At 62.2% G+C, this 25,319-nt stretch carries 27 protein-coding genes; 12 read left to right on the forward strand and 15 right to left on the reverse strand.

Translation table 11 applies throughout. The features are described 5' to 3' along the window. The first annotated feature begins 494 nt into the window (after positions 1-494). Both QQK95_RS27285 and QQK95_RS27290 read left to right on the forward strand, forming a co-directional pair. A complete protein-coding gene (locus QQK95_RS27285) occupies positions 495-845 on the forward strand; it encodes a DUF5330 domain-containing protein (protein WP_284277514.1) in 351 nt (116 codons plus the stop codon). A 101-nt stretch (positions 846-946) separates the two neighbouring features. Further along, complete coding sequence (locus tag QQK95_RS27290) at positions 947-1,375, forward strand: SufE family protein (RefSeq protein ID WP_284277515.1); 429 nt, start codon at positions 947-949, stop codon at positions 1,373-1,375. A 90-nt stretch (positions 1,376-1,465) separates the two neighbouring features. On the opposite strand, the gene QQK95_RS27295 is transcribed toward QQK95_RS27290, so the two are convergent. Both QQK95_RS27295 and QQK95_RS27300 read right to left on the reverse strand, forming a co-directional pair. After that, a complete protein-coding gene (locus QQK95_RS27295; RefSeq protein WP_019857114.1) occupies positions 1,466-1,891 on the reverse strand; it encodes a Ros/MucR family transcriptional regulator in 426 nt (141 codons plus the stop codon). A gap of 446 nt (positions 1,892-2,337) precedes the next feature. Next, positions 2,338-2,706: an SH3 domain-containing protein gene (locus QQK95_RS27300; protein ID WP_284277633.1), complete on the reverse strand. Its 369-nt coding sequence runs from the start codon at positions 2,704-2,706 to the stop codon at positions 2,338-2,340. Between the two features lie 115 nt (positions 2,707-2,821). Here QQK95_RS27300 and QQK95_RS27305 point away from each other — a divergent pair, with 115 nt between their 5' ends. The 3 genes from QQK95_RS27305 (at position 2,822) to QQK95_RS27315 (ending at position 6,112) form a co-directional block, all read left to right on the forward strand. Continuing rightward, a complete protein-coding gene (locus tag QQK95_RS27305) occupies positions 2,822-4,930 on the forward strand; it encodes a S9 family peptidase (protein WP_284277516.1) in 2,109 nt (702 codons plus the stop codon). Positions 4,931-4,941: 11 nt separating this feature from the next. Then, a complete protein-coding gene (locus tag QQK95_RS27310) occupies positions 4,942-5,568 on the forward strand; it encodes a LysE family translocator (RefSeq protein ID WP_284277518.1) in 627 nt (208 codons plus the stop codon). Positions 5,569-5,722: 154 nt separating this feature from the next. After that, the gene (locus tag QQK95_RS27315; protein ID WP_284277519.1) at positions 5,723-6,112 is read left to right on the forward strand and encodes an SET domain-containing protein; all 390 of its coding nucleotides are present in this window, start codon (positions 5,723-5,725) and stop codon (positions 6,110-6,112) included. 7 nt (positions 6,113-6,119) lie between these two features. Here QQK95_RS27315 and QQK95_RS27320 read toward each other — a convergent pair whose 3' ends face one another. From QQK95_RS27320 to QQK95_RS27335, 4 genes are all read right to left on the reverse strand, one after another. Next, positions 6,120-7,067, reverse strand: a complete 948-nt coding sequence (locus tag QQK95_RS27320; protein WP_284277521.1) for a cytochrome c — start codon at positions 7,065-7,067, stop codon at positions 6,120-6,122. A 9-nt stretch (positions 7,068-7,076) separates the two neighbouring features. Further along, positions 7,077-7,514 carry a c-type cytochrome gene (locus QQK95_RS27325; protein ID WP_284277522.1) on the reverse strand — a complete coding sequence of 146 codons (438 nt, stop codon included), beginning with the start codon at positions 7,512-7,514 and terminating at the stop codon, positions 7,077-7,079. A gap of 162 nt (positions 7,515-7,676) precedes the next feature. Continuing rightward, positions 7,677-8,276, reverse strand: a complete 600-nt coding sequence (locus QQK95_RS27330) for a superoxide dismutase (RefSeq protein WP_284277523.1) — start codon at positions 8,274-8,276, stop codon at positions 7,677-7,679. 178 nt (positions 8,277-8,454) lie between these two features. Beyond that, on the reverse strand, positions 8,455-9,333 hold the full coding sequence (locus QQK95_RS27335; RefSeq protein ID WP_284277524.1) for a branched-chain amino acid aminotransferase: 879 nt from the start codon (positions 9,331-9,333) through the stop codon (positions 8,455-8,457). A gap of 154 nt (positions 9,334-9,487) precedes the next feature. Between QQK95_RS27335 and QQK95_RS27340 the strand changes: the two genes are divergently transcribed. Both QQK95_RS27340 and QQK95_RS27345 read left to right on the forward strand, forming a co-directional pair. Beyond that, the gene (locus tag QQK95_RS27340; RefSeq protein WP_095770795.1) at positions 9,488-10,147 is read left to right on the forward strand and encodes a haloacid dehalogenase type II; all 660 of its coding nucleotides are present in this window, start codon (positions 9,488-9,490) and stop codon (positions 10,145-10,147) included. A 174-nt stretch (positions 10,148-10,321) separates the two neighbouring features. After that, entirely contained in the window at positions 10,322-11,155 is an 834-nt protein-coding gene (locus QQK95_RS27345) for a L,D-transpeptidase (protein ID WP_284277525.1), read from the forward strand. A gap of 85 nt (positions 11,156-11,240) precedes the next feature. Here QQK95_RS27345 and QQK95_RS27350 read toward each other — a convergent pair whose 3' ends face one another. The 7 genes from QQK95_RS27350 to QQK95_RS27380 all read right to left on the reverse strand — a co-directional run bounded on the left by QQK95_RS27350 (position 11,241) and on the right by QQK95_RS27380 (position 17,349). Continuing rightward, entirely contained in the window at positions 11,241-12,053 is an 813-nt protein-coding gene (locus tag QQK95_RS27350) for a 3-methyl-2-oxobutanoate hydroxymethyltransferase (protein ID WP_284277526.1), read from the reverse strand. A 9-nt stretch (positions 12,054-12,062) separates the two neighbouring features. Next, on the reverse strand, positions 12,063-12,845 hold the full coding sequence (locus QQK95_RS27355; protein ID WP_284277527.1) for a hydroxypyruvate isomerase family protein: 783 nt from the start codon (positions 12,843-12,845) through the stop codon (positions 12,063-12,065). A 1-nt stretch (position 12,846) separates the two neighbouring features. Beyond that, positions 12,847-13,158 carry a MocE family 2Fe-2S type ferredoxin gene (locus tag QQK95_RS27360; RefSeq protein ID WP_284277528.1) on the reverse strand — a complete coding sequence of 104 codons (312 nt, stop codon included), beginning with the start codon at positions 13,156-13,158 and terminating at the stop codon, positions 12,847-12,849. A 112-nt stretch (positions 13,159-13,270) separates the two neighbouring features. Continuing rightward, the gene (locus tag QQK95_RS27365; RefSeq protein ID WP_284277529.1) at positions 13,271-14,095 is read right to left on the reverse strand and encodes an ATP-binding cassette domain-containing protein; all 825 of its coding nucleotides are present in this window, start codon (positions 14,093-14,095) and stop codon (positions 13,271-13,273) included. Continuing rightward, a complete protein-coding gene (locus QQK95_RS27370) occupies positions 14,095-15,096 on the reverse strand; it encodes an ABC transporter permease (RefSeq protein WP_284277634.1) in 1,002 nt (333 codons plus the stop codon). The genes QQK95_RS27365 and QQK95_RS27370 overlap by 1 nt, the downstream gene beginning before the upstream one ends. Positions 15,097-15,252: 156 nt before the next feature. Further along, complete coding sequence (locus tag QQK95_RS27375) at positions 15,253-16,233, reverse strand: sugar ABC transporter substrate-binding protein (RefSeq protein WP_284277530.1); 981 nt, start codon at positions 16,231-16,233, stop codon at positions 15,253-15,255. Between the two features lie 108 nt (positions 16,234-16,341). Further along, positions 16,342-17,349 carry a sterol desaturase family protein gene (locus QQK95_RS27380; protein ID WP_284277531.1) on the reverse strand — a complete coding sequence of 336 codons (1,008 nt, stop codon included), beginning with the start codon at positions 17,347-17,349 and terminating at the stop codon, positions 16,342-16,344. A gap of 284 nt (positions 17,350-17,633) precedes the next feature. Between QQK95_RS27380 and QQK95_RS27385 the strand changes: the two genes are divergently transcribed. Further along, positions 17,634-18,671 (forward strand): LacI family DNA-binding transcriptional regulator, encoded by a 1,038-nt coding sequence (locus QQK95_RS27385; protein WP_284277532.1) that lies wholly within the window; start codon positions 17,634-17,636, stop codon positions 18,669-18,671. 37 nt (positions 18,672-18,708) lie between these two features. Here QQK95_RS27385 and QQK95_RS27390 read toward each other — a convergent pair whose 3' ends face one another. Then, the gene (locus QQK95_RS27390; RefSeq protein ID WP_284277533.1) at positions 18,709-20,256 is read right to left on the reverse strand and encodes a helicase HerA-like C-terminal domain-containing protein; all 1,548 of its coding nucleotides are present in this window, start codon (positions 20,254-20,256) and stop codon (positions 18,709-18,711) included. Between the two features lie 307 nt (positions 20,257-20,563). Here QQK95_RS27390 and QQK95_RS27395 point away from each other — a divergent pair, with 307 nt between their 5' ends. From QQK95_RS27395 to QQK95_RS27410, 4 genes are all read left to right on the forward strand, one after another. Next, the gene (locus QQK95_RS27395; protein WP_284277534.1) at positions 20,564-22,006 is read left to right on the forward strand and encodes a methylmalonyl-CoA mutase subunit beta; all 1,443 of its coding nucleotides are present in this window, start codon (positions 20,564-20,566) and stop codon (positions 22,004-22,006) included. Continuing rightward, a complete protein-coding gene (scpA, locus tag QQK95_RS27400; RefSeq protein ID WP_284277535.1) occupies positions 22,003-24,123 on the forward strand; it encodes a methylmalonyl-CoA mutase in 2,121 nt (706 codons plus the stop codon). The genes QQK95_RS27395 and scpA overlap by 4 nt, the downstream gene beginning before the upstream one ends. Positions 24,124-24,198: 75 nt before the next feature. Then, positions 24,199-24,420, forward strand: a complete 222-nt coding sequence (locus QQK95_RS27405) for an AbrB/MazE/SpoVT family DNA-binding domain-containing protein (RefSeq protein WP_284277536.1) — start codon at positions 24,199-24,201, stop codon at positions 24,418-24,420. Then, complete coding sequence (locus QQK95_RS27410) at positions 24,417-24,806, forward strand: type II toxin-antitoxin system death-on-curing family toxin (protein ID WP_284277538.1); 390 nt, start codon at positions 24,417-24,419, stop codon at positions 24,804-24,806. Before QQK95_RS27405 ends, QQK95_RS27410 begins: the two co-directional genes overlap by 4 nt. Here the strand turns inward: QQK95_RS27410 and greA are convergent. After that, positions 24,803-25,276: a transcription elongation factor GreA gene (greA, locus tag QQK95_RS27415; RefSeq protein ID WP_284277540.1), complete on the reverse strand. Its 474-nt coding sequence runs from the start codon at positions 25,274-25,276 to the stop codon at positions 24,803-24,805. The two genes, QQK95_RS27410 and greA, sit on opposite strands and share 4 nt — an antisense overlap. Positions 25,277-25,319: the final 43 nt, after the last annotated feature.

Below are 25,319 nucleotides of genomic sequence, written 5' to 3' on the forward strand. Positions count from 1 at the left end.
GTATCTGGCCTTGATCGGCATCAACTCAACGCACTCGCACTCGTCGTGAACAGCTCTGCTTTTGCAGATTGTTTTGATTGGCTCCGAAACTCTCATCCAGCGTTTAAGGAATGGATAAGGCAGGGCCGACCAAAGCCCGGCCTGTGGCAAATATCGGGATCGCGGCGGTCGAAAACCCGGGCAAATGCCGCCATAGTAAATGGAGGGTTATCTGCGAACGCCTGCCGTCAGCGGACCATGGACGGGGAGAGAACCGATCGAATTACAGAAAACCGCAATGAAACCAACTAGATACATGGTTATCAAGAGGTAACGAAAATCGTCCCGATATGAAACAAATCCAAGGCAAAACGCTTCGTTTCGAATTTGCCTAAAATTTGAGGAAAATTGTCGCTGTGCGTGCAAGCCGTCCTTTGCGCCTGTGTGCCAACATCCTGCCCATAAAAGAGGTCATGCCATATGATGCATGATCCGGTCACGACGAGAGGCAAGGCATGTTCTTCCTGATAAGAATGGCTTTCTGGTTTTCACTGGTGCTGCTGGCGCTGCCGCTGGGTGTCGGTTCCGACGAGCCGGGGCAGGAAAGCGTCGGGCCGATCCAGGCCCTGTTCGCGGCACGCGACGCGGTGGGCGACATTGCCGGCATCTGCGAGCGCAAGCCCGATGTCTGTGAAACCGGCAAGTCGGCGATGCACACCATCACCGCGCGCGCCAAGGAAACCGCCAAGATCGCCGCCGCAATGCTGGACGACAAGTCCACCGCCCCCGACACCTCGACAATGACGGGAAGCGTGGCGGAAGAGATCGTCCTGCCCGAGACCGTCAACCTGCCGGTCAAGAATTAAGCCGTCTCGACGGCGCACCGCGGGCCGTCTGCCCTCTCGACGCCCGTGGTGTCCTTGTTTTTTCCGTGACGCGGGGCCGCCGCGTGACTATATCCGGGGTCATGACGACCACGATCCAGACGATCCGCGACGACTTCTCCTTCCTTGACGAATGGGAGGACCGCTATCGCTACGTCATCGAGCTCGGTGAGGCGCTGCCTCCCTTTCCCGATGAGGAGCGCAATGCCGCCAACAAGGTGCCGGGTTGCGTCAGCCAGGTCTGGCTGACCACCGAGCGGGGACCGGGCAGCGATCCGGTCATCACCTTCACGGGGGATTCGGACGCCCATATCGTGCGTGGTCTGGTCGCCATCATGCTGGCGCTGTTTTCCGGAAGGACCGCCAGCGAAATCCAGAAAACCGATGCGGAAGCGACGCTGAGGGCGCTCGGCCTGGACGAGCACCTGTCGCCCCAGCGCGCCAATGGCCTTCGCTCGATGGTCAAGCGCATCAAGCGCGATGCCGAGATGGCGCTCAAGCAGACCGCCTGACGCCCTCCGGCCAGCCGGCAATCCTGTTCACCAAAATCAAACGGCGCCCGAAGGCGCCGTCGATGTCGGTTCGACCTGACGGAACAGCGACTACCGCGCCTTGCGCTTGCGGCCAAGGCCCATCTTCTTGGCGAGCTGCGAGCGGGCTGCCGCGTAGTTCGGAGCAACCATCGGATAGCTCGGGTCGAGATTCCACTTTTCGCGATACTGCTCCGGCGTCAGGTCATAGTGGGTCATCAGGTGACGCTTGAGCGATTTGAACTTCTTGCCGTCTTCAAGACAGACAATGTAGTCGTCATGAACCGAGCGCTTCGGGTTGACAGCCGGCTTCTGCTTGTCGGCAGGAGGCTGTTCGGCGGTTCCGCCCACACGCCCGAGAGCGGCATGGACATCGGATATGAGGTTCGGCAATTCGCCGACCGGCACGGGGTTGTTGCTGACATAGGCGGCCACCACATCGGCGGTCAGCTCGATCAGCGCATCGTTGTTTCTGGAAGGTGTTTCGACAATATCCATGGTCTTCAGGCCCCAACAAGAGTTACGTCGGTATACGCCCTTTTTTAAAGGCAGGGCATCGCACGAATTTTGAGCAGGTAGAGTTTCTACGATTCGTGTCGCGGGCACATCAATGCGACCATGGAGCAAGTAAGTCAATTCACCCTTTGCATTATATTTAGGAAAGTTGATCAACTATTCGCCAGTCAGCTTCAATCTTTCGTGCATCATGTAATTTTTCGATATTTCGCTCGCCAAACCGACATCTCCTGACGTTACGTCAGCTGAACGTTACATTCGCGATAACTCACAAAGCAAGTTTCAATGCTCTGGTTTGCTTTGCCAGGGCGCCGTCAATCTTGGTTGTTCACATCTGTCCACAAAACCACAGGTTGCCGCTCATCTTTTCGCAGGCAACCAGGCGGCATGTCCCTCCGGCCGCACCGAGATCGATCGACGACCGTCAATCAATACGGGACGATGTACTTGCCATAGGCCCAGCCGGTAACGAAGGCGCCGTTCTTTGCCGGGTCGTGCCAGACTTCGCACCAGCGATAGCGAGCCGCCTGCTGTTGCTTCCATGCCGGTTGATTGTCGATGTCGAGCAGGTTTACGCCGCCGGTGCATCGTCCGGTCATCTGCAGGACGGTTCCGTTCGGGTATGCGGCCTGCTTCCGGGATGTGCCGGACGGATATTTGCGCACGTTGAGCGTGTCGCCGGACGGTACATTGGCCACTTGCCAAGCCGCGAATACGGTCGCATGAGACTGGCCGGCAAGGACCAGAGTCAGCAAAGCAACGGCGAAAGTCGCAGCGATCCGAGATCGAATAGTCATCATCTTCCTCCCGGCCCGTCTCACGGAGCCGACACCACCTCTAGGTTACGGCCCTTGAACCCACCCTGATCGGCGTGTTCATTCATCATCCAAGATAGTTCCCAAGCGAGACGCAATGACCAAGACTTCCCGATTTCCGATCGTCAGCCCGCCGACACCGCAGAAGCGGCCGATTTTCGACACGCATCACGGCATCACGCGAACCGACGAATATGCTTGGCTGCGGGCCGACAACTGGCAGGAGATGTTTCGGGACCCCTCCCTGCTCGATGCAGGCATCCGCGCCGAACTCGAGGCCGAGAATGCCTACCAGTCGAAGCTGATGGCCGATACTTCAGACCTGCAGAAGCTGCTTTTCAAGGAGATGAAGGGCCGCATCAAGGAAGACGATTCCTCCGTTCCGATGAAGGACGGGCCCTATGCCTATGGGTCTTCCTTCAAGCTCGGCGGCGAGCAGCCGCGCTATTTCCGCATGCCGCGCGACGGCGGAACCGAGCAGATCCTGCTCGACGGTGACCTCGAGGCGGAAGGCAGGGCCTATTTCAGGCTCGGCGGGGTCGACCATTCGGCCGATCACCGCAAGCTGTTGTGGGCCTTCGACGACAAGGGTTCCGAGTTCTACACGCTGCGCGTTCGCGACCTTGCCGATGGCAAGGAACTGGCGGACCAGATTCCCGCTACAGGCGGTTCGGGCGTGTGGGACGCAGGCAATGACGGGTTCTTCTACACGCGTCTCGACCCCAACCATCGGCCTTCGAAGGTGCTGTTCCACGCGCTCGGACAAGACCCTGAAACCGACCGCCTTATCTATGAGGAAACCGATCCCGGCTTCTTCATGAATGTCGACGGCACCCGCGACAACCGATGGATCATGATCGGCATCAACGATCACGAGACCTCGGAATATCGCCTCTTGAGCGCCAGCGATCCGTTTGCCGAACCCAAATTGGTTTCGCCGCGCGAGACCGGCCTTCAATACGAGCTGGAGGAAGGCGGCGACATCTTCTTCATCCTGACCAATGCGGACGGCGCCAAGGACTTCAAGATCATGACGGCGCCGGCAACCGATCCGGTCCGCGCCAACTGGCAGGAACTGGTGCCGCATGAACCGGGCCGGCTGATCCTGTCGGTGATTGGCTTCAAGGACCATATGGTCCGGCTCGAGCGCAAGGAGGGCCTGCCGCGCATCGTCGTGCGCGACCGCACCAGTGGCGAAGAGCATCTTCTGTCTCTCGATGAGGAGGCTTTCTCGCTCGGCCTGTCGGGGTCCTATGAATACGACACCGAGATCATGCGCTTTTCCTATTCGTCGATGACAACGCCGGCGCAGGTGTTCGACTACAATATGCGCACCCGCGAGCGGGTCTTGCTCAAGACCCAGGAGGTGCCATCGGGCCATGACGCGGACCATTATGTCACCAGGCGGCTGATGGCGCCCGCCGCCGATGGCGAGTTGGTGCCGATCTCGCTTCTGCACCATCGCGACACGCCGCTCGATGGATCAGCTCCTTGCCTGCTCTATGGCTACGGCTCCTACGGCATCACCGTGCCGGCGGCCTTCAACACCAACTGCCTGTCGCTGGTCGACCGCGGCTTCGTCTACGCCATCGCTCACGTGCGCGGCGGCAAGGACAAGGGTTACGGCTGGTATGATGACGGCAAGCGGGCGCACAAGATGAACACGTTCACGGATTTCATCGCCTGTGCGCGCCACCTCGTTGCCGAACGCTATACCGCGCATGACCGCATGGTCGCGCAAGGCGGCTCCGCCGGCGGCATGCTGATGGGCGCCGTCGCCAACATGGCGCCGGACTGCTTTGGCGGCATCGTCGCCGAGGTTCCCTTCGTCGACGTGCTCACCACCATGCTCGACGCGACCTTGCCGCTGACACCGCCGGAATGGCCGGAATGGGGCAATCCGATCGCGTCCGCCGATGACTACCGCACCATCGCCGCCTACTCGCCCTACGACAATGTAGCAGCGCTCGACTATCCACCGATCCTCGCGCTTGCCGGCCTCACCGATCCGCGCGTCACCTATTGGGAACCGGCCAAATGGGTGGCGCGGCTGCGCGACCGCAAGAGCGGCGACAATCCGGTGCTGTTCAAGATCAACATGGATTCCGGCCATGCCGGCGCCTCCGGCCGGTTCTCACGCCTGGAAGAAATCGCCTATACCTATTCCTTCGCGCTGAAGGTGACAGGAAAGGCGCAGCTAGCCTAGGAGAGGCTCAAATGATCGATCTGTCCACGTTGATTGCCTATATCGCCGTCGTGCTCGGCTTCGTCTTTATCCCGGGTCCGGCCACGCTGTTGACGATCGCCCGGGCAACGAGCTCGGGAACGAAGGTCGGGATCGCGACCGGCGCCGGGATCGCGGTCGGCGACATATTTCACACTGTCATGGCGATGGTCGGCATCTCGGCGATCATTGCCACGTCGGCGACGCTGTTCAGCATCGTAAAATATCTCGGCGCGGCCTATCTCGTTTACCTCGGCATTCGCGCCATCATCGAGAAAACGCCGACCGATCCCTCTGCCGGCGCGCTCGCGATCTCCGCCGGCAAGGCGTTTCGGCAGGCGGTCCTGACCGAGGTGCTCAACCCCAAGACCGCACTGTTTTTCCTGGCATTCCTGCCTCAGTTCGTGCGCCCCGAAAACGGAACGGTGATGCTCCAATTGGCCGTATTGGGAATTGTCTTCGTCGTACTCGGTCTTTTCAGCACGGTCGTCTTTGCCGTGAGCGCCGGTCGCCTCGGCAGTTTTCTGCGCCGAAATCCGACCGTGCTGAAATGGCAGGGCAAGGTTGTCGGCGGCATCTACTGCGCCCTGGGCGTCCGCCTAGCCTTGCAGCAACGCTGAGGTTCCCAGACAGCGCGTTCACTTTTGGGTTTGGCGATCATGACTTTTTGAATTCCATATTGCTCATTTCCACTCGCAATTGCGATGGTCGCGCGTTACCCCAATGCACGACTTTTCCCGGGCGACGAAGCCCGCACTCGCACAAGGGTCCATTATGCTGCTCGTCGACGTCTATCTCGACAAATCGCCGATCCAGGGCATCGGCGTCTTTGCCAAGCACCACATCCCCAAGGGCGCGCTGATCTGGAAGCTAGACCCCCGCTTCGACCGGATCATCGACGTCGAGACCTATGAGGGAGAAACCGGGCCGGTGAAGAACTATCTCGACCGCTATTCCTACCCGGACCGGCGCGATCCGGCCTATATCGTCTTCGAAGCCGACGACGCCCGCTACATGAACCATGACGACGAGCCGAATTGCGATGTCTCCTCACCCGAGGAAACCTTTGCGCTGCGCGACATCGCGCCCGGCGAGGAACTGACCTGCAACTACAATCATTTCTTCGAGACGGGCTTCGATTTCCTCGGCGATCGGCACCTCTAGTCGACAATCAGCTCGCCGGCTTGCGCGCGGGATAACCGTTCGCGTGCGGCGGTACGGCCTTGAGATAGGCGGCGATCGCGGCACGGTCCCCTGCTGTCAGTTCCGCCATGTTGCGCTGCACGTCGACCATCGCACCGCCGACGGAATCGAAATTGGGTGTGAAGCCGGTTTCGAGGTAGTTGGCTATGTCGGATTCCGACCAGCTGGCGATGCCGCCCTTGCCCGATGTGATGTTGGGCACGACGCCTGAGCCCTCTGCGGCCACGGCACCTGCCAGCCACTCGCCTTTCTTCGTTCCGCCTGCGAAGTCGCGCGGCGTGTGGCATTCGCCGCAATGCCCTGGCCCCTCGACCAGATAGCGGCCGGCCACCACCGGGGCGGGTGCGCTATCGGCCAAGGCAACAACAGGCTGGCTGGCGAGATAGAGGCGCTTCCACAGGCCGATGCCACGCCTGATGTTGAACGGGAACGCCAGCGAATTGCCCGGCGCCCTGCCGGCGACGGCGGGCAGCGTCTTCAGGAAGGCATAGAGATCGGCAATGTCCGATGGCTTCATGCGGGCATAGGACGCGTAGGGAAAGGCAGGGTAGAAATGCTCGCCGGACGGCGACACGCCCTTGAGCATGGCGTTGGCGAGATCCTCGACCGACCACGCACCGATGCCGTCCTTGGGGTCTTGCGAAATGTTGGGCGGAACGAAGGTGCCGAACGGCGTCTTGAGTTGCAGGCCGCCGACGAGCTGAAGCCGCGCATCGCCCTGCGAACCCGGCTTCGCATGGCAGGATGTACAGCCGCCGGCATAGAAGATCCGCTTGCCCTTGGCCACATCACCTGGTCCTAGCTTGGCCAAGATCGCACTGTCTAGCCTGACGGGCGCCGACAAGGCCCATGCAGCGACCGCGCCGACGCCGCCCAAAATGACGACGGCGCCGACGAGTTTTTTAAGCCAGGGCATTGCCGGCTATCAGCCTTTTTTCACCCGGTAAGTCTGGTGACAGGCGCCGCAATCGCCACCGAGGGTGTTGATCTGTCCCTTCAACGCATCAACGTCGGCAGGAGCAGCAGCAGTCGCGGCCTTGACGTTGGCCAGATACTTGTCCTCGGCGGCCTTGAAGCCGGCCGTGTCTTCCCAGATTTTCGGCCCCGCCGTGGTGTCGCCTGCATCGCTGCCTTTCGGGAACAATGCATCGACGTCGAACTTCTCGGCATTCGCCTGCAGCGCCTGCAGCTGCGCCAGCACGGCAGCGGCATCAAAGGAGTCCTCGCCCTTGGCGACCTTCGCCAAGCCGCCGACGATCTTTCCGCGCTCCTTCATCAGAGCCTGCCGGTCGATGATCGGATCGGCAAAGGCCGCCGAACCGGCGAAGGCGAGCATTGAGATGGCGATGACAAGCTTTCTCATTCATTTGGCTCCGTGATGAAGGTATTTGGGACACGACGTTAACGGATGCGGCGGACGGAATATTCCCTCGCCTCGGATGGTTTTTTCCGGGCCTTCGCAGCCACCGATATCGGCACAAAAAAGGAAAAGCCCCGGGATTGCCGGGGCCTTTCTGACTGTCGATTACTTCGCCTTTTCGTAGAGTTCCAGCACATGATCCCAGTTGATCAGGCTGTCGACGAAAGCCTCGAGATACTTCGGCCGGGCGTTGCGGTAGTCGATGTAATAGGAGTGCTCCCAGACGTCGACGCCGAGGATCGGCGAGGCGCCATGGACGAGCGGGTTTTCGCCGTTGGGGGTCTTCGAGATCGCCAGCTTGCCGTCCTTGACCGAAACCCAGGCCCAGCCCGAACCGAACTGCGTCGTCCCGGCTGCGATGAAATCAGTCTTGAACTTGTCGTAGCCGCCGAGATCGCTGTCGAAAGCCTTCTGCAACGCGCCGGGCAGCTTGTTGCCGCCGCCGCCCTTCTTCATCCACTTCCAGAAATGGATGTGGTTGTAATGCTGCGCGGCATTGTTGAAGAGACCGGCATTCTTGCCGAACGACTGCTTGACCACCTCTTCGACCGACAGATCACCCATTCCGGCCTCGGCAGCCAGCTTGTTGCCATTGTCGACATAGGCCTTGTGATGCTTGTCGTGGTGATACTCCAGCGTCTCTTTCGACATGTAAGGCTGCAAGGCCTCATAGTCGTAGGGCAGAGCGGGCAATTCAAAAGCCATGGGTAGTACTCCCTCGTGGAAAAAATCCGGTATGGATACCGGATTAAGATAGGACTGGATTGAGCTGGAACAACTCCGGAAGTGAAGCGCCGGTTCCCTTTCTAAGCGGGTTCCGGAAAACTGTCACACGGTTTTCCTGCGGCGAAGCGCGCAGCGGCAAAAAGGCCGAACCGGCGTGTCAGGCAGCCGACGCCGAATGCGCCCAATCCCAATAAAGCTCGCGCGCCTTCTTGGCCACCGGGCCCGGTTGCAGATTGCGATCCTCGATGCGGGTGATCGGCACCACCTTGGAATGGTTGCCGGTCGAGAAGATTTCGTCCGCTTCGAGGAAATCGCGCACCGACAACGTCTTTTCCGTCGTCTTGAAGCCGTACTCGCCCAGCAGCGCCATCGTGCGCGAGCGTGTGATGCCGGACAGAAAGGTGCCGTTCGGCGCCGGCGTCAGCACGTGGCCATCCTTGACCAGGAAGATGTTGGAGCTTCCGGTCTCGGCGACGTTGCCCAGCATGTCCAGAACCAAAGCATTGTCGAAGCCGCGCATCTTGGCCTCGAGGATGGCGCGGCCATTGTTGGGATAGAGGCAGCCGGCCTTGGCGTTGGTCGGCATGGTCTCGATCGTCGGGCGCCGGAACGGCGATACCGTCACCGAAAACCCGGTCGGCGAGATCATCGGCGATTCATAGAGGCAGAGGCAAAAACGTGTCGAAGCGGGATCGGCCGGCACGCCCATGTAGCCGCCGTGCTCGGCCCAGTACATCGGCCTGATATAGACCGCCGTCTTGCCGTCGAATTTCTTCAATCCATCCCAGGTCAGCCCGACGATCTGTTCGGGCGACATGTTCGGCTTGAGGCCGAGCGCGATCGCCGAGGCATTCACCCGCCTGGCATGGAGGTCGAGGTCGGGCGCCACGCCCTCGAACCAGCGCGCGCCGTCGAACACGCTGGTGCCAAGCCACATGGCGTGGCTGCGCGGCCCCAGTATGGCGACATTGCCCTCGTACCAGTCGCCGTCGACGAAAGTCCATGTCGCGGATTGCGCCGCTGCCGCCAGTGTCATCGCGTTGTCCCGTTCCGATCAATCTTGTGTGACAACATTGGATGATGCTTTGGCCGTTGCCGTCAACGGGCATCGGGGAGTTTTATTGAGGCCAGCGGCGGCGCGATGCAATCAAGGCTTGCACCTTGCCCCGCCTCGCCTCAAAACTGTCGCCATGCAATACGCCGCCTATGTTTTCGACGCCTACGGCACGCTGTTCGACGTGCACGCCGCCGTGCGCCGCCATGCCGACCGGATCGGCCCGGACGGCCAGTTGCTGTCCGAAATCTGGCGCGCCAAGCAGCTCGAATATTCCTGGGTGCGCTCGCTGATGGGCGCCTATGCCGATTTCTGGCAGCTGACCGAACAGGCTCTCGACTTCGCCTTGCGCAAGGTCCCCTCCGCCGATCCCGGCCTCAGGACAAAACTGCTGGAAGCCTATTGGCGGCTGGACTGCTACCCGGAGGTGCCGGCGGTGCTGAAGGCGCTCAAGGCCTCTGGAGCCAGGCTGGCGATCCTCTCCAACGGCTCGCCCGAAATGCTGGAAGCGGCGGTCAAATCCGCCGCGCTCGACCAGGTCCTGGACGATATTTATTCGGTCGATACGGTGCGGCGCTTCAAGACCGATCCGGCGGTCTACGACATGGTCGCCACCGGCTGGCGCCTCTATCCCGGCGCGGTGTCCTTCCAGTCCTCCAATCGCTGGGACATCGCCGGCGCTACCAAATTCGGCTTCCGTACGGTGTGGATCAACCGCTCCAACCAGCCGGAGGAATACCGGGACTTTCCGCCGGCCCTGATCCTGCCGACCCTCGAAGCGCTGGTCACCGCCTGAGCTGTCGAGCTGTGACCCAGGCGCCACAGTGGCGGCGCAGTCACAGCTTCGCCTTTGTTTGTCCACGTTCGGGCCAGAATCGGAACCGCCTATCGCCTCAGGTGTTGTCAGGCACCCGTATAGCGGCAAGCGTATTCACGCTTTGTTGCAATTTGAGTCCTAAAGAAGGCAGCCATGTCCATAGCCGAAATCGAATCCTATCGCCTGAGCCGTCGCGGCTTTCTCAACGCCGCAGCATTAGGCGCCGCATCGATCGCGGTTTCCGCATGCGCCACCACCGGGCCAGGCCCAGTCGAGCCGCCTCCGCCGCCAACCTATGTCGAGCCTCCGCTTGCCGATTATGCGTCGATGTACGCGGCCGTCAGCGATGGTGGCTTCGACCTGCCAGCCATCCCCTTCGACAGGATCGATCCACAGTTCCTGCGCCAGATCGTTCCCGACCCGACCGGGCAGAAGCCAGGAACCATCGTCGTCGATACGACGGGCCATTTCCTCTATCTGGTTCGTCCGGGCGGCCAAGCCATCCGCTATGGCGTCGGCCTCGGGCGGGCCGGCTTCGAATGGTCGGGCGACGCCGTCGTCCAGTGGAAGCAGAAATGGCCGAAATGGACGCCGCCGGATGAAATGATCGCCCGGCAGCCGGAATTGAAGCCGTACAGCGCCGACAATGGCGGCATGCCTGGCGGGCTGAAGAACCCGCTCGGCGCGCGCGCGCTCTATCTCTTCCAGGGTAATGTGGACACGCTTTATCGCCTGCACGGCTCACCGGAATGGAAGTCGATCGGCAAGTCGGTTTCGTCGGGCTGCGTGCGCCTGATGAACCAGGACATCATCGACCTCTACGACCGCGTGCCCTCGAAAACCCCCGTCATCGTGACCAGCGATGCCAGCCAGCCGATGGCGGCGGCAGCGACGGCGAACCACAAGGCCATCCCGATCGACGCCGGCGTGCCGGACGGATCGGTGCTGCTCGGACCGGTCAAGGCAGTGACGAACGCGATCTTCTGAGTTTGTCGAAGGAGCGGCGGACAGCCGTCGCTCCTGCCATGCATGTGGGTGCCGCAGCCTAAAGCGATTTCGAGGGCGGTATCCGTCAGAGGCCAAGCGGGGCCTTGAAGGCCGCGAGTTCTTCGTCGGCGATCGAGACGACGTGCTGCGGCTCGGGATAAGTGCCGATCTTCACGTCGGAGATGAACTCGCGATAGGCGGCGATGCGCTCGCGCTGCAGTCGCTCATACTCGGCGGCGAAGTTGCGGTAGGTTTTGGCGTGGCGTGGCTTGTGGCCTGAGGTGTGGCCGAGTACGTCCTCGCTGAACAGATACTGCGCATCGGCATGCGGTCCGGCGCCCATGCCAAGCATGATCATCGGCGTGCTTCTGGTGATCAGTTCGGCAATCCGGTCCGGCACCACTTCCAGCTCGGCGCCGAAGCAGCCGATGGTTTCAAGGCGCTTGACGTGGTCCCACACCGCACGCGCACTCTCGGCCGTCCTGCCGACGGCCTTGAAACCGCCGGTCCAGGTGCATTGCGAAGGGATCAGGCCGACATGGGCGACGACCGGCACGGCGTTGTCGCACAGCGTCTTCTGGATATCGAGCGAGGCGGCGGAGTAGAAGCAGTCGCCGCCGATGCGCATGAAATGGTAGGCGGTTTTCAGATAGTCCTCCGCCGTAACCAGATTGCCGGCGGGGCCGTAGGGAAGCCCGACCTGCACAAAGCAGCGGCCGGCCGCCTCGCGCATCTCGGGCGAGAAGAAGCGGCCCTCGATCGAAAGCATGTCGACGCCGGCCGCGTCGGCCGCCGCCGCCTCTTCGAGCGAGGTGACGTAGAGCATTGAAATCTTGTGCCCGCGGCCCTTCATGGCGCGCACGTCGGCGACGGTGGGCCGGGTATTTTTGCTGACCATTTTGTTCCCTCAGATGGTGAAAGCTTCGCGGAAGGCTTGCAGGGCGGCCTCAGGATCGCCGGAGGCGAACGCCTCCATGCCCACCGGCCCGCGGTAGCCCATGTCCTTCAGCGCATGGGCGATACCCCGGTAATTGATCTCGCCGCTGCCGGGCTCCATGCGTCCGGGCACGTCAGCCACCTGGACCTCGCCGATCCAGGGCAGGCAGGCGCGGCACAGCTCGATCAAATTCCCTTCGCCAATCTGCGCATGGTAGAGGTCGAGGTTGAGACGCAGACCGGGCCGGTTGACATCAGACACTAGCGCTAACGTGTCTTCCGCTCGTCCAAACGGCACGCCGGGATGGTCGACCGACAGGTTCAAATTCTCCAGCGTGAAGATCACGCCTTCCGCCTCGGCGAGGTCGGCGATGCGGTTCAGCGTGTCGCGCGCCTTGAGCCACATGGCGCCGGTGGCAGCCTCGCAAGGAGTGACCGGCAGGCCGCCTTCGCCCAGCCCGGTGCCGTGCAGATTGAGCCGCGCGACGCCAAGGCGCTTGCCGACCGCCGCCGTCGTCTTGGCCGTCTTCAACAAGTCGGCAGCGCCCTCATCATCGGCAAGTCTGCCGCTGAGATAGCCGTTCATGATCGAGAAGGTCGCGCCGGATTTTTCCAGCATCGCGAGGTCATGCTCGGGCCAGTTCCAGAGGCCGACCTCAAAACCCATTTCGGTGAGGCGCCGTACGCGGAATTCCATCGGTTTGTCGCGCCATAGCATCTCGGCGCAGGCCGCAAGCGTAAACGTATCGGACATGTCAGACCTCGATGTACACGCGGCCGTCCTCGACCTTTGTGGTGTAGGTTTTCAGGTTCACGCAGACCGGCGCGCGCAGTGCTTCGCCGGTCCGGTAATCGAACACGCCGCTGTGCTTCGGGCATTCGATCCTGTGTTCCATGACCAGCCCGTCGCCCAGATGCACCTTCTCATGCGTGCACAGCCCGTCGGTGCAGAAGAATGCATCGTCGGGACTGCGGTAGATGGCGAATGTCCGACCCTCGTGATCGAAGCGAATGACGTCCTCTTCGTCGATATCATCGGTCGCGCACGCGTTGATCCATTTTGCCATTGTCACTCTGCCGTCTGTCTTTGGTTGTTTGAAAAAGGCGGCCGGCGGACCACGCATTCCGCCGGCCGTACATGAAGATGCCCGGGAGGAGGAGATGGGCGTCTTCACTGAGTTATGCGTGGCTTGCGCCACGCGGCGCGTGCCCGTCATCAGCCGCCGAGAAGCTCTCGATCTCGGCCTCAAGCTCGGCCATCTGCTCGCCGCCCGCCATCAGGTCAGTGATCGCCTCGCGGCTTTTCTCGCCCTTGCGGAAGTCGGCGGCCTTGGCGCCTCTGATGAGCACGGCGAAGTGGTCGCCGACGGTCAGCGCATGGACGACATTGTGGGTGATGAAGATCACCGCGATGCCCTTGCGGCGGGCCTGCAGCACGATGCGCAGCACATGCGCCGCCTCTTTGACGCCAAGCGCCGCGGTCGGCTCGTCGAGGATCAGCACGCTGGCACCGAAATGCACGGCGCGTGCGATCGCCAGCGCCTGGCGTTCGCCACCCGACAGCCCGCCGACCAGGCGGTCGCCGTCGTCGATGCGGGTGATGCCGAGCTGGCGCATTTCGGTGACGGCGATCTCGTTGGCGCGCTTGCGGTCGTAGATCGTGAGCGGTCCCCAACGCCGTGTCGGCTCGGCGCCGACGAAGAAGGAGCGGCCGATGCTCATCAGCGGGAACGTGCCGCCAAACTGATGGACGGTGGCGATGCCATGGTCGCTGGCGTCGCGCGGGCTGTCGAAGGCGACTGATCTGCCGTCCATTTCCATCGTGCCCGATGTCGGCCTGTGAACGCCGGAGAGGATCTTGATCAGCGTCGACTTGCCGGCGCCATTGTCGCCGAGCAGGCACAGCACCTCGCCTCGGTTAACCTCCAGCGAAATGTCGTGGAGCACGTCGATCGGGCCGAACGACTTGTTGATTCCGGTCAGCCTGAGCAGGGGTGCGGCCATCAGCGTGCCCTCGATTTGGCGCGTGGCGCGTAGGTCAGTGCCATGGTGCGGAAGGTGTTGTTCATCAGCACGGCTGCCAGCAGCAGGACGCCGATGATCAGGCTCGCCCAGTTGGCGTCGAAGCCGGTGTAGAAAATGCCCTGGTTGACGATGGCGAAGGTCAGCGTGCCCAAGACGATGCCGACAACCGAACCATAGCCGCCGGTGAGCAGAACCCCGCCGATGACCACCGCGATGATCGAGTTGAAGATGAAGGATTGCCCGGCGGCCACCTGGGCGCTGTTGTAGAGGATCGCCTGCGACATGCCGACGAAGGCGGCGCACAGGCCGCTGCTCATGAACAGCGCGATGGTTACACGGTCGGTCGGGATGCCGGCATTGCGGGCGCTGACGGCGTCGCCGCCCATGGCCAGGATCCAGTTGCCGAAACGAGAGAAATTCAGGATGAAGCCGACGATCAGGATGGCGGCGATCCACCAGAACAGCGTCACCTCGAACTTGCCACCAAGATAGTCGCCGAACAGGAGCTTGGCGGTGGGGCCGCTCTTCAGTGCGACGCTGGTGCTGCCGGACAAGATGACCGAGAGTCCGAGCGTCAGGCCGGCCAGTGCGAACAGCGTGGCGAGTGTGACGACGAAGGATGGCACTTTGGTGCGGATCACCAGTACGCCGTTGATGAAGCCGACGGCGAGCCCAAGGCCAAGCGCGGCAAGGATGCCGACGATGATCGGAAGGCCGTAATGACCCGACAGGATGGCAATGGTCATCGAACTGGCGGGGACCATCGAGCCGACGGAGAGGTCAAGATGCCCGGCGATCATCAGCAGCCCTATGGGAAGCGCGATGATGCCGAGTTCCGAGGCGACGTTGAGCCAGCTCGCAGCGCCACCGGCCGACATGAAATTGGCGCCCCCGAAGATCGAGAAGAAGACCAGAACGGCGATCATGCCGATCAGCGAGCCAACCTCGGGGCGCCGCACTAGGCTGCCGATCGAAGGCATCGAAGAATGCTGAGGGGGTGGCGCGGTGGCCGCCATCGCGGATTGGTGGTGGGCTTGGGATGTCATCGAAATGTCCCTGGCTTGAACAATGGAGAGCCTGGCGCGCGGGGCAGATGATGTCCGGCCCTCAGACGGGACGGACATCATCTGCACAAGCTAGCGGGCGCCGGCAGTTGCACCGGCCATTGTCGCGTCGACATTGGCGGCGTCGACGATCCCCGGTCCGGTCAGCACCGGCTTGGTCGGCAGGTCGAGCCCATAATTGACGAAGCCGTTCAGCAGCGACACTGCGAGATAGCCCTGCAGATAGGGCTGCTGGTCGACAGCAAACATCTGCGTGCCGGCCTTGATGCGCTGCAGGCCGGTCTCGTCCATGTCGAAGGAAGCGAGCTTGACCTTGTCGCCGGCATTGGCCTGGCTGATGGCGTTGGCGGCGCTGTTGGCGTCGCCGGCGCTGATGGTGATGACGCCGTCGATGGTGTTGTCCTTCAGCACGGCGGCCTTTATCGCCTCGGCGACAGCGGTCGGGTTGCCGAAGCTGGACGAGGGCAGCGGCAACTGGCTCGATTTGCCGCCGCTCTTGGCGATGGCGTCGGCAATGCCCTTGCAGCGGTCTTCGGTGTTGGTGGCGCCCGGCAAGGTGTTGACGCACAGCACGTTCTTGGCGCCATGGCCGCCATAATAGGTGCCGCCGCCAAGACCAGCCGCGTATTCTTCATTGCCGACATAGTTCATGGCGCCCAGCCGCTTGGCCGCGTCCATGCCGCCGGAATTGTAGATGATGAGCGGAACGCCGGCGGCGACGACTTCCTTGAAGGCGTCGTCCATGGCCTCGGGCACCCAGTCGGGGCCGACAATGGCGCTAGGCTTCTGGCTGAGCGCGGTGCGGATCAGCTTGGCCGCATCCGGGCCGAGATTGTCGTAGTTCTGCGGACCGAGCCAGGTCACCGACCCCCCGGTCAGTTCAGCGACCTTACCGGCATCGTCGGCGCCCTTCTTGACCTTCGACCAGAACGGGTCGTCGGCCTTGCCGCCGATGACGAAGATCTTCGCCCCGTCGGCCATTGCCGACGTGGCTGATGTCGCCGCCACGCCCGCAAGCATGATCGCCGTCAGCAGTTTCGTGATTGTTTTCATTTCATTCCTCCCGGTTGCCGTCGTCCGACGGGTTAGAAAAACAGCTGCTTCGTCGTTCCGCGCGCCTCTCCCGATTGCGCGCGTTTCAAATGCTCGCCTCGGCGTTGCTCACGCCCTGGCGTTCATGCGTTCCTTCTTTTTCTGGAAGCGGGCGTCCATCATGGCTTCGCCCTCCCTTGTGCCGTCGTGCCAGGTGCCGAACCACCTATCGAGCGGGATCAGCCCGTCGCCGCCGTAGTTCACCTCGAAATATTTGTGGTGCAGGTAGTGCGTGTAGGCATGGCTATTGACGGCCGTGTCCTCGGTCACCTCGAGCTTGTCGAAGCCGAGATGGCCATTGACGGCCCCGAAGCCGGCAACATGCAGCTGGAACAGCGCAACGATCGGATTGGACGGGATGATCAAGTGCCAGAAGGCGACCGCGTGATAGAGAAACCCTTCCACCGGATGCATCGACAGCGACGACCAGGGCGAGGGGTTGATCGAATTGTGATGGACCGAATGGATCCAGCGATAGAGCGGTCCCCAGTGGATCAGGCGGTGGATGAAGAAGAAATGCACCTCGTGGATGGCCGGCGCTATCAGCACCAGTGCGGCGAGGTAGACCGGGTGATCCTGCCAGCCGACCCATGGCACACGGCCATTGGCAAAGCACCATAGAAAGATGACCTCGACCACCGTCCATAACGGAATGGTGATGAAGAACGAGCGCAGGAAGTTGTCGAGGTTCTGGCTCTGGAACCAGAAGACGTCGGAGGGCGCATCGGCTGGGAATTTGTGGTTGTATTTGAAGCGTGTCGCCTGGGCGCGCTTGACGTAGTAGCGCAGCTCGAAGATGCCGTAGAAGACGAGGATCGCCGCCGCATTGACGGCATAGAGCCACAGTGCCCAGCCCCAGCTGATCGTCTTCATCGTCTCTACGCTCGGCACGACATAGAACCAGTAGAGCAGCGCCGTGGCCATGTGGAAGGCATTCCACGGCCAGATGTAGCCTGGCAACCACGCCAGGATCTTCGGCAGCCTGGGCGGCCAGTTCCATAACGGCGCGCCCTCGATGCGTCCGTTCGGCTTCCAGTCGCCGCGCTTGTCGCGCACGCCGTATTTGAGATCGTCCATGCAATTTCTCCACCCGCAATGCCGCACCCGCAACGCCTTGGGATGGGCCGCACGCGCGCGCTGCCTCGCACCGCCCGAGAGCGGTGACGAAAACCTGTCTGCGCTGTGCTGCTGCTATCCCTGGCCGGCGGTGCGTCCGCCTTGCTTGCTTTGGACGAGATAAACATCTTGATCCAAAATGAATCAAGAATAGAATGTTTGTTCCAATTGGATTGTGTCATTCATATCAATCTGGCATGACAAATGATATTTTCGTATCAATTGCGACAGGCGGATGAGACGAAATGGATCAGAACAAGCGGCCGACGATAAGGGATGTGGCCGCCGAGGCGAATGTCTCGGTGGCCACCGTCAACCGGGTACTGAGCGGCTCGGGCGCCGTTCGCCAGGGCATGAGAGAGCGTGTCCGGCTGGCGGCCGAGCAGATCGGTTTCTACGGCATGGGCGCCCTGCGCAGCCGCGTGGCGGCCGCCCGGCCGCGCTACCGGTTCGGTTTCCTGCTGCACCAGCCCGGCCGCGCCTTCTACCGCAACATGGCCGAGGCGCTGCGCCTGGCAACCGAGGCGGTGCCCGATTGCGAGATCGAGCTGCGCACGGAGTTTCTGGACGATCTGTCACCGCAGAACGTCGCATCGCGGATGCTGGCGCTCGGCGCCGAATGCGACGCCGTTGGCGTCGTCGCAGCGGTTCATCCCCTCGTCACCCAGGCGGTGGACACATTGCATGCCCGCAACGTGCCGGTCTTTGCGCTGATCTCGCAGATTTCGGCGACCGGGCATGCGCGCTACATCGGACTGGACAATTGGAAAGTCGGGCGCACCGCGGCCTGGGTGTTCGAGCATGTCTGCCGCGCGCCCGGCAAGCTCGGCATCCTTGTCGGCAACCACCGCTATCGCTGCCAGGAGATGAACGAAAGTGGCTTTCGCTCCTATTTTCGCGAGCACGCCCCTGGCTTCACACTACTCGAGCCGCTGCTGACTTTCGAATCCAGCGCCATTGCGCAGGAGATGACCGAAAAGCTGCTGAACGAAAATCCGGACCTGTCCGGGCTTTATGTCGCCGGCGGCGGCATCACCGGCACTATTGCTGCCCTACGCTCCACCGGCAGAGCCGGAAGCCTCGTTGTTGTCGGCTATGAACTGATGGAGTCGACCCGCTCGGCGCTGCTCGACGGCACCCTGACCTTCATCATCTCGCACCCCCTCGCCCGCATTGCGCAAGAGACCTTGGCCGGCATGATCCGCGCTGTCTCAACGCCGAACGAAGGCGGGAATTTTACAAACATCCTACCCTTCGAGATCTACACCCGCGAAAACATTTAGCAGGTTGCGCTCGACTCGCTACCGGCCCTGGCGCGGCTCAGCGGCCTCTCGACAGGCTCCCCAGGATCCCGCGCACGATAGCGCGTCCGACCGATGAGCCGACCGAGCGCACCACCGACTTGATGGCGGCCTCCGCCACGGTCTGGCGATTGGAGGGGCGCGGCGCCGGTGCGCGGCGGCCACCGGACTGCGGTGCGGGGTCATCATTGCCGAAGCCCGGAATGGTCCAGCGCGAACCGCCGGTGCCTGCCTGCTGGGCTTGCGCTTCAGCGTCCTGCGCGTCCTTGGCCTTTTTCTGCAGGATCTCGAAGGCCGATTCGCGGTCGACGACCTGGTCGTACTGGCCGGTGACCGGACTTTCCGCGATCAGCTTTTGCCGCTCGGCGGGGGTTATGGGTCCAAGCCGCGACGATGGCGGGCGGATCAGCGTGCGCTGCACCATGGACGGCACGCCCTTGGCTTCCAGTGTCGAGACCAGCGCCTCGCCGGTGGCGAGCTGGGTGATGGTGGTGGCGCAGTCGAAATCGGGATTTGGCCGGAATGTTTCCGCCGCCGTCCGCACTGCCTGCTGCTCACGCGGCGTATAGGCGCGCAGCGCGTGCTGGACGCGATTGCCGAGCTGCGCCAAGACCTTTTCCGGGATATCCAGGGGGTTCTGCGTGACGAAATAGACGCCGACGCCTTTCGAGCGGATCAGGCGGACAACCTGCTCGACACGGTCGACCAGCACTTTCTGCGCCTCGTCAAACAAAAGATGCGCCTCGTCGAAGAAGAACACCAGCTTCGGCTGGTCGGGATCTCCGACCTCGGGCAGTTCCTCGAACAGCTCAGACATCAGCCAGAGCAGGAAGGTCGCGTAGAGGCGCGGATTCATCATCAGCTTGTCGGCGGCCAGCACGCTGACGGCGCCCCGGCCGTCACGCGTGGTGCGCATGATGTCGGAGATGCGCAGGGCCGGCTCGCCGAAGAAGTTGGCCGCGCCCTGTTGCTCCAGCACCAGCAGCGTACGCTGAATGGCGCCTACCGATGGCTTGGTGACATTGCCGTAGCGCGCGCTGATCTCCTCGGCGCGCTCGGCGATGTTGGCAAGCAGCGCCTGCAGGTCCTTGAGATCGAGAAGCAGCAGACCTTCTTCATCGGCGATGCGGAAGGCAATGTTCATGATGCCTTCCTGCGCGTCGGTCAGGTTCATCAGCCGCGACAGGAGCAGCGGTCCCATTTCCGAAATGGTCGCGCGAATGGGGTGGCCCTGCTCGCCGAACAGGTCCCAGAAGATGACGGGGAATTCCTGGAAGTCGTAAGGGTCGAGCTTGACCTGCGCGGCCCGCTTGACCAGGAAATCCTGCGCCGTGCCCATCATTGCGATGCCGGACAGGTCACCCTTGATGTCGGCGCAGAACACCGGCACGCCGGCATTCGAAAACCCTTCCGCCAGGATCTGCAAGGTGACGGTCTTGCCGGTGCCGGTGGCACCGGTCACCAGGCCATGGCGATTCCCATATTGCAGCAGCAGCTGTTCCGGGCGCTGATAGCTGTCATCGGGCTTGCGGCTGGCGCCGATGAAAATACTTGTGTCGTCAGCCATATCCAGGGTCTCCGCAAACTGATGTGTCAAAAGCCAGCCTTTGCCCGAAGGTATAGTGAGGCTGTCGGACAGCGACAATGCCAATTGTCCAGAGCGGGGCCAATCGTCCCGATCAGGCCCATCGCCGAAATCGGATTTTGGAACTTGCGGATTTTGCTGGTGTTTGGCAATCGTTCATGGTTCGCCCATGCAGGCCGACCTATATCTGGTGGATCGAATTCAGACCCGGGATGCGCATTGCGATAACCGACCGGGAACCGTAGACTGAACCGCCCGGCTGGTGCGGCCATATGAACGAGGAAGATGGATGGGCGCCGGAGCCTTGACCAAGGATGTTGAACCAGCAGGCGCCGAGCGCCAGCGATGGCTGGCCCTGGCGGAAAAGGCACTGGCAGGCGCATCCTTCGAGGAAAAGCTGGTTTCGCACACCGACGACGCCATCCGCATCGAGCCCCTCTATGACCGGGTAAGCGGGGCCGAACCGCTCGTGCGCACGAATCCCCGATCGCCCTGGATTGTCAGCCAGCGCGTCGACGACCCCAACGTCGATCGCGCCAAGGCCCAGGTTCTGGACGACATCGCGCAGGGCGCCACGGGGCTGTCCCTCGTCTTCGAAGGCGCTCCGAACGCATTCGGCTACGGCCTGCCGAGAACCGCTCAGGCGCTGGAAACGGTGCTGGAGGGCGTGCCCCTCAATCGGATCCAGATCCGCATCGACACCCATCCGTGGAGCCGCCCCATGGCCGACTGGCTGGTGGCCTTCCTGAGCAAGCGCCGCTCCGATCCGGCAAAGCTCAACCTGTCCTTCGGCATCGATCCGGCGGCGATCCTTGCCGGCACCGGCCGGCTGCGCATGTCGATCGAGGCACTGCAGGAATCGATGCCGCAATCGCTGGCGCACTTCTTCTCGATGGGCGTTCCCGGCGTGCTGTTGGAAGCGGACGGTCGCGTCTTCCACAATGCCGGCGCCACGGAAGCGCAGGAACTCGGCATCATGCTGGCTTCGGCGGTCTCATATCTGAGAATGTTCGAGAAGGCGCGGCAGCCGCTCGTCTATGCCGCGCCCCATATCGGCTTCGCGCTCAGCGTCGACCAGGACCAGTTCCTCTCCATGGCCAAGGTACGGGCCTTGCGCAGGCTGTGGGCACGCGTGCAGGAGGCCTGCTCGATCCCCAACTCCACGGCCAACATCCATGCCGAGACATCATTCCGCATGATGACGGCGCTGGATCCCGAAACCAACATACTGCGCACGACGATCAGCTGCTTCGCCGCGGCGGCTGGGGGAGCCGATTCGATCTCCGTCCTGCCGCATACGATCGCGCACGGCCTGCCGGCGCCTTTTGCCCGTCGCGTCGCGCGTAATGCCCAGCTGATCATGGCCAATGAAAGCCATGTCGATCATGTCGCCGATCCCGCCTATGGGTCCGGCGCGGTCGAGGCGCTGACGGCGGACCTTTGCGAAGCCGCCTGGGCCGAGCTGCAGGCGATCGAGGCCGAAGGGGGCGTCCTGTCGAGCCTTCGGGACGGTCAGATCCAACAGCGCGTTCGCACTGCCGCCGCCCGGCGCGACGCGGCATTCAAGGCCGGTGAGCGGGCCATCATCGGCACCACGCTCTATCCGCAGAAGAGCGAACGCCCGGTCGAGACGCTGGATGCTGAGCAGCGGCCTGCCTTCACGGAAGGCGTCGTCTTGTGCGAACCGTTGTTTCCGGTCCGCATCGACCAATCCATCGGGGCAGCCTCTTGATCCCGGATTTCAGTCAAATCGGCTGGGCGCCGCCGCGCCGCGCGCCTGTCGAGGTCAAAGGGCAGCGGACGACGCCGGAAGGGCTGGTCGTCAAGCACCTGTACAATCAGGGTGACCTCAAGGGCCTGCCGCATCTCGACACCTATCCGGGGCTGCCGCCCTTCGTGCGTGGCCCCTACCCGACCATGTACGTCCAGCAGCCCTGGACGATCCGGCAATATGCCGGCTTCTCCACGGCCGAGGAATCCAATGCCTTTTACCGGCGCAATCTCGCCGCCGGCCAGAAAGGCCTGTCGGTCGCCTTCGATCTCGCCACGCATCGCGGCTATGACAGCGACCATCCGCGCGTTGCCGGCGATGTCGGCATGGCGGGCGTCGCCATCGATTCCATCCTCGACATGCGGCAGCTCTTCGACGGCATTCCGCTCGGCGACATGACGGTGTCGATGACGATGAACGGCGCGGTACTGCCGATCATGGCGCTTTACATCGTCGCGGCGGAAGAACAGGGCGTTGCGCAGAAGGATCTGGCAGGCACCATTCAGAACGATATTCTGAAGGAGTTCATGGTCCGCAACACCTACATCTATCCGCCAAAACCCTCGATGCGGATCGTGTCGGACATCTTCTCCTACACCTCGAAGAACATGCCGAAGTTCAATTCGATATCGATCTCCGGCTATCACATGCAGGAAGCCGGTGCGACGGCCGACCTGGAACTCGCCTATACCATAGCCGACGGCATTGAATATGCCCGCGCTGGTGTCGCTGCGGGCCTCGATATCGACCGCTTCGCGCCGCGCCTGTCTTTCTTCTGGGCGATCGGTATGAACTTCTTCATGGAAGTGGCCAAGCTCAGGGCCGCGCGCCTGCTGTGGGCGACGCTGATGAAGAAGAATTTTGCGCCGAAGGACGAGCGCTCGCTGTCGCTGCGCACCCATTGCCAGACGTCCGGCTGGTCGCTGACCGCGCAGGACCCGTACAACAACATCATCCGCACCATGATCGAAGCGATGGCCGCGACCCAGGGGCACACCCAGTCGCTGCACACCAACTCCTTCGACGAGGCGATGGCGCTGCCGACCGATCATTCGGCGCGCATCGCCCGCAACACGCAGCTTATCCTGCAAAAGGAATCCGGCACCACGCGCATCGTCGATCCCTGGGGCGGCTCGGCCTATCTCGAACGGCTGACGCATGATCTCGCAGCGCGCGCACTGAGCCATATCGAGGAAGTCGAGGCTCTCGGCGGCATGGCCGCCGCGATCGAACAAGGCATTCCCAAGTTGCGCATCGAGGAAGCGGCGGCGCGCACGCAGGCACGCATCGATTCCGGCGAGCAGATGCTGGTCGGCGTCAACGCGCATCGCCCCGAAAACGACATCGAGGTCGATGTGCTGAAGATCGACAATGCCGAGGTCAGGGCCCGGCAATTGTCGAAGCTGCAGCGGCTAAAGGGCACGCGCGATGTCGCTGCGGTGGAAAGCGCGCTCGATGCGCTGACCCGCGCCGCGCAAGGCAATGAGAACCTCTTGGAGTTCGCCGTCCGCGCCGCGCGCGCCAACGCGACAGTCGGAGAGATCTCGTTTGCGCTCGAAAGAGCCTTTGGCCGCCACGTCGCAACGGTGCAGACCATTTCCGGCGTCTACCGCAAGGCACTTGGCGACAGTCCCGTGGTCGACGGGCTGCAGGACAAGCTCGCTGCTTTCGAGAAGAAAAACGGCGGCAAGCCGCGCATCCTCGTTGCCAAGATGGGACAGGACGGCCACGACCGTGGACAGAAGGTGATCGCTACGGCCTTCTCAGATCTCGGCTTCGATGTCACCGTCGGCGCGATGTTCCAGACACCGGAAGAGATCGCGAAACTGGCCGTCCAGCATGACGTCCATATCATCGGCGCCTCGTCACTGGCGGCGGGACACCTGACGCTGATCCCGGAATTGCGCGACGCGCTGAAGAAGCTCGGCCGCGGCGACATGCTGATCGTGGCCGGCGGCGTCATCCCGCCGCAGGACTACGAGGCGGTGCTGCAAGCCGGCGCGGCGGAAATCTTCCCGCCGGGGACGGTTATTCCGGAGGCAGCGGACCGGCTGATGGATCGGCTGCTGGCGGGCTAGTAGGCTTGTTATAATCCTTGTTGCAACATGCCGTCGATCGAGTTATAATTGGCGTTGCAACAGGATAAATCCGTCATGAACACGACCATTCGCAAGATCGGCAATTCCGAAGGTGTGATCCTGCCAAAGGAACTGCTTGAACGTCTGAACATGAAGACGGGCGATCAGCTTCAGATCGTCGAAACGGACAAGGGCATTGCCCTTGAACCGGTGGACGACAGTTTCGAGCGGCAAATGGAAGCTGCCCGCAGGGTCATGGACAAGTACAAGGTCGCGCTTCAGAAGCTCGCGGAATGAGCTGGGAGTTCCTGACCCGGCGCGCGGTCGAAGCCATGCATGCGGAGCAGTTGCGCAGGCATGGCGGAGCACAGGGTTTGAGAGATGAAAACGCTCTTGAATCGGCGCTCGCCCGCGCAGAGAACAAGGCCAACTATGAAGTCCCTTCGGTCGAGGATCTCGCAGCCGCCTATGTCTTTGGCATTGCTAGGAATCATGCCTTTGTCGACGGGAACAAACGGACTGCCATCGTTGCCGCCGGCGCATTTTTGATTGTGAACGGCCACATCCTCACAGCCGACAACGGTACGCTCTACGAATTCGTCATCGCCGTTGCATCAGGCGAAATCGATGAAGCGGGTGCCGCAGCGTTCTTCCGCGACCATGTCGTCAAGCTTGAAGACTAACTGTCCGAGAGCTTGACGATTTCCCATTCCTTGCCGTTGACGGCGGCCACGTCGCCGACCTTCTTGCCGAACAGTGCGACGGCCATCGGCGAAACATGCGAAATGCTTCCCTTGGTGGGATCGGCCTCGTCCTCGCCAACGATCTTCCAATGCACTTTCTTGCCGTCATCGCCTTCCAGCGTGACGCCCATGCCGAAGCGCACGACGTCGCTGCCGGGCTCCGGCACGGAAAGCTCGGCGTTTTCGCGCCGGGCCGTCCAGTAGCGCAAATCTCGCGACACGACCGCGATGCGCTCGCGGTCGGCTTTCTTCTCGGCTTTCGCCAGAACGTCGCGCAGATCAGCCAGATTCTCCTCGATCTGCGCCAGACCGCGCTCCGTCACCAGGTTGCGGTGCGGACTGATCGGCCGCTCGCCGACGCCGGCGATGGCATTCTCGCTGTCTTCTTCGCGGGTAAAAGCTCTGCTCATTGCCTGAACCTAGGCCTCGAGCGGCTGCTCGACAAGTCATTGT

The organism is Mesorhizobium huakuii, assembly GCF_030160235.1.
Classification (GTDB): Bacteria; Pseudomonadota; Alphaproteobacteria; order Rhizobiales; family Rhizobiaceae; genus Mesorhizobium; species Mesorhizobium huakuii.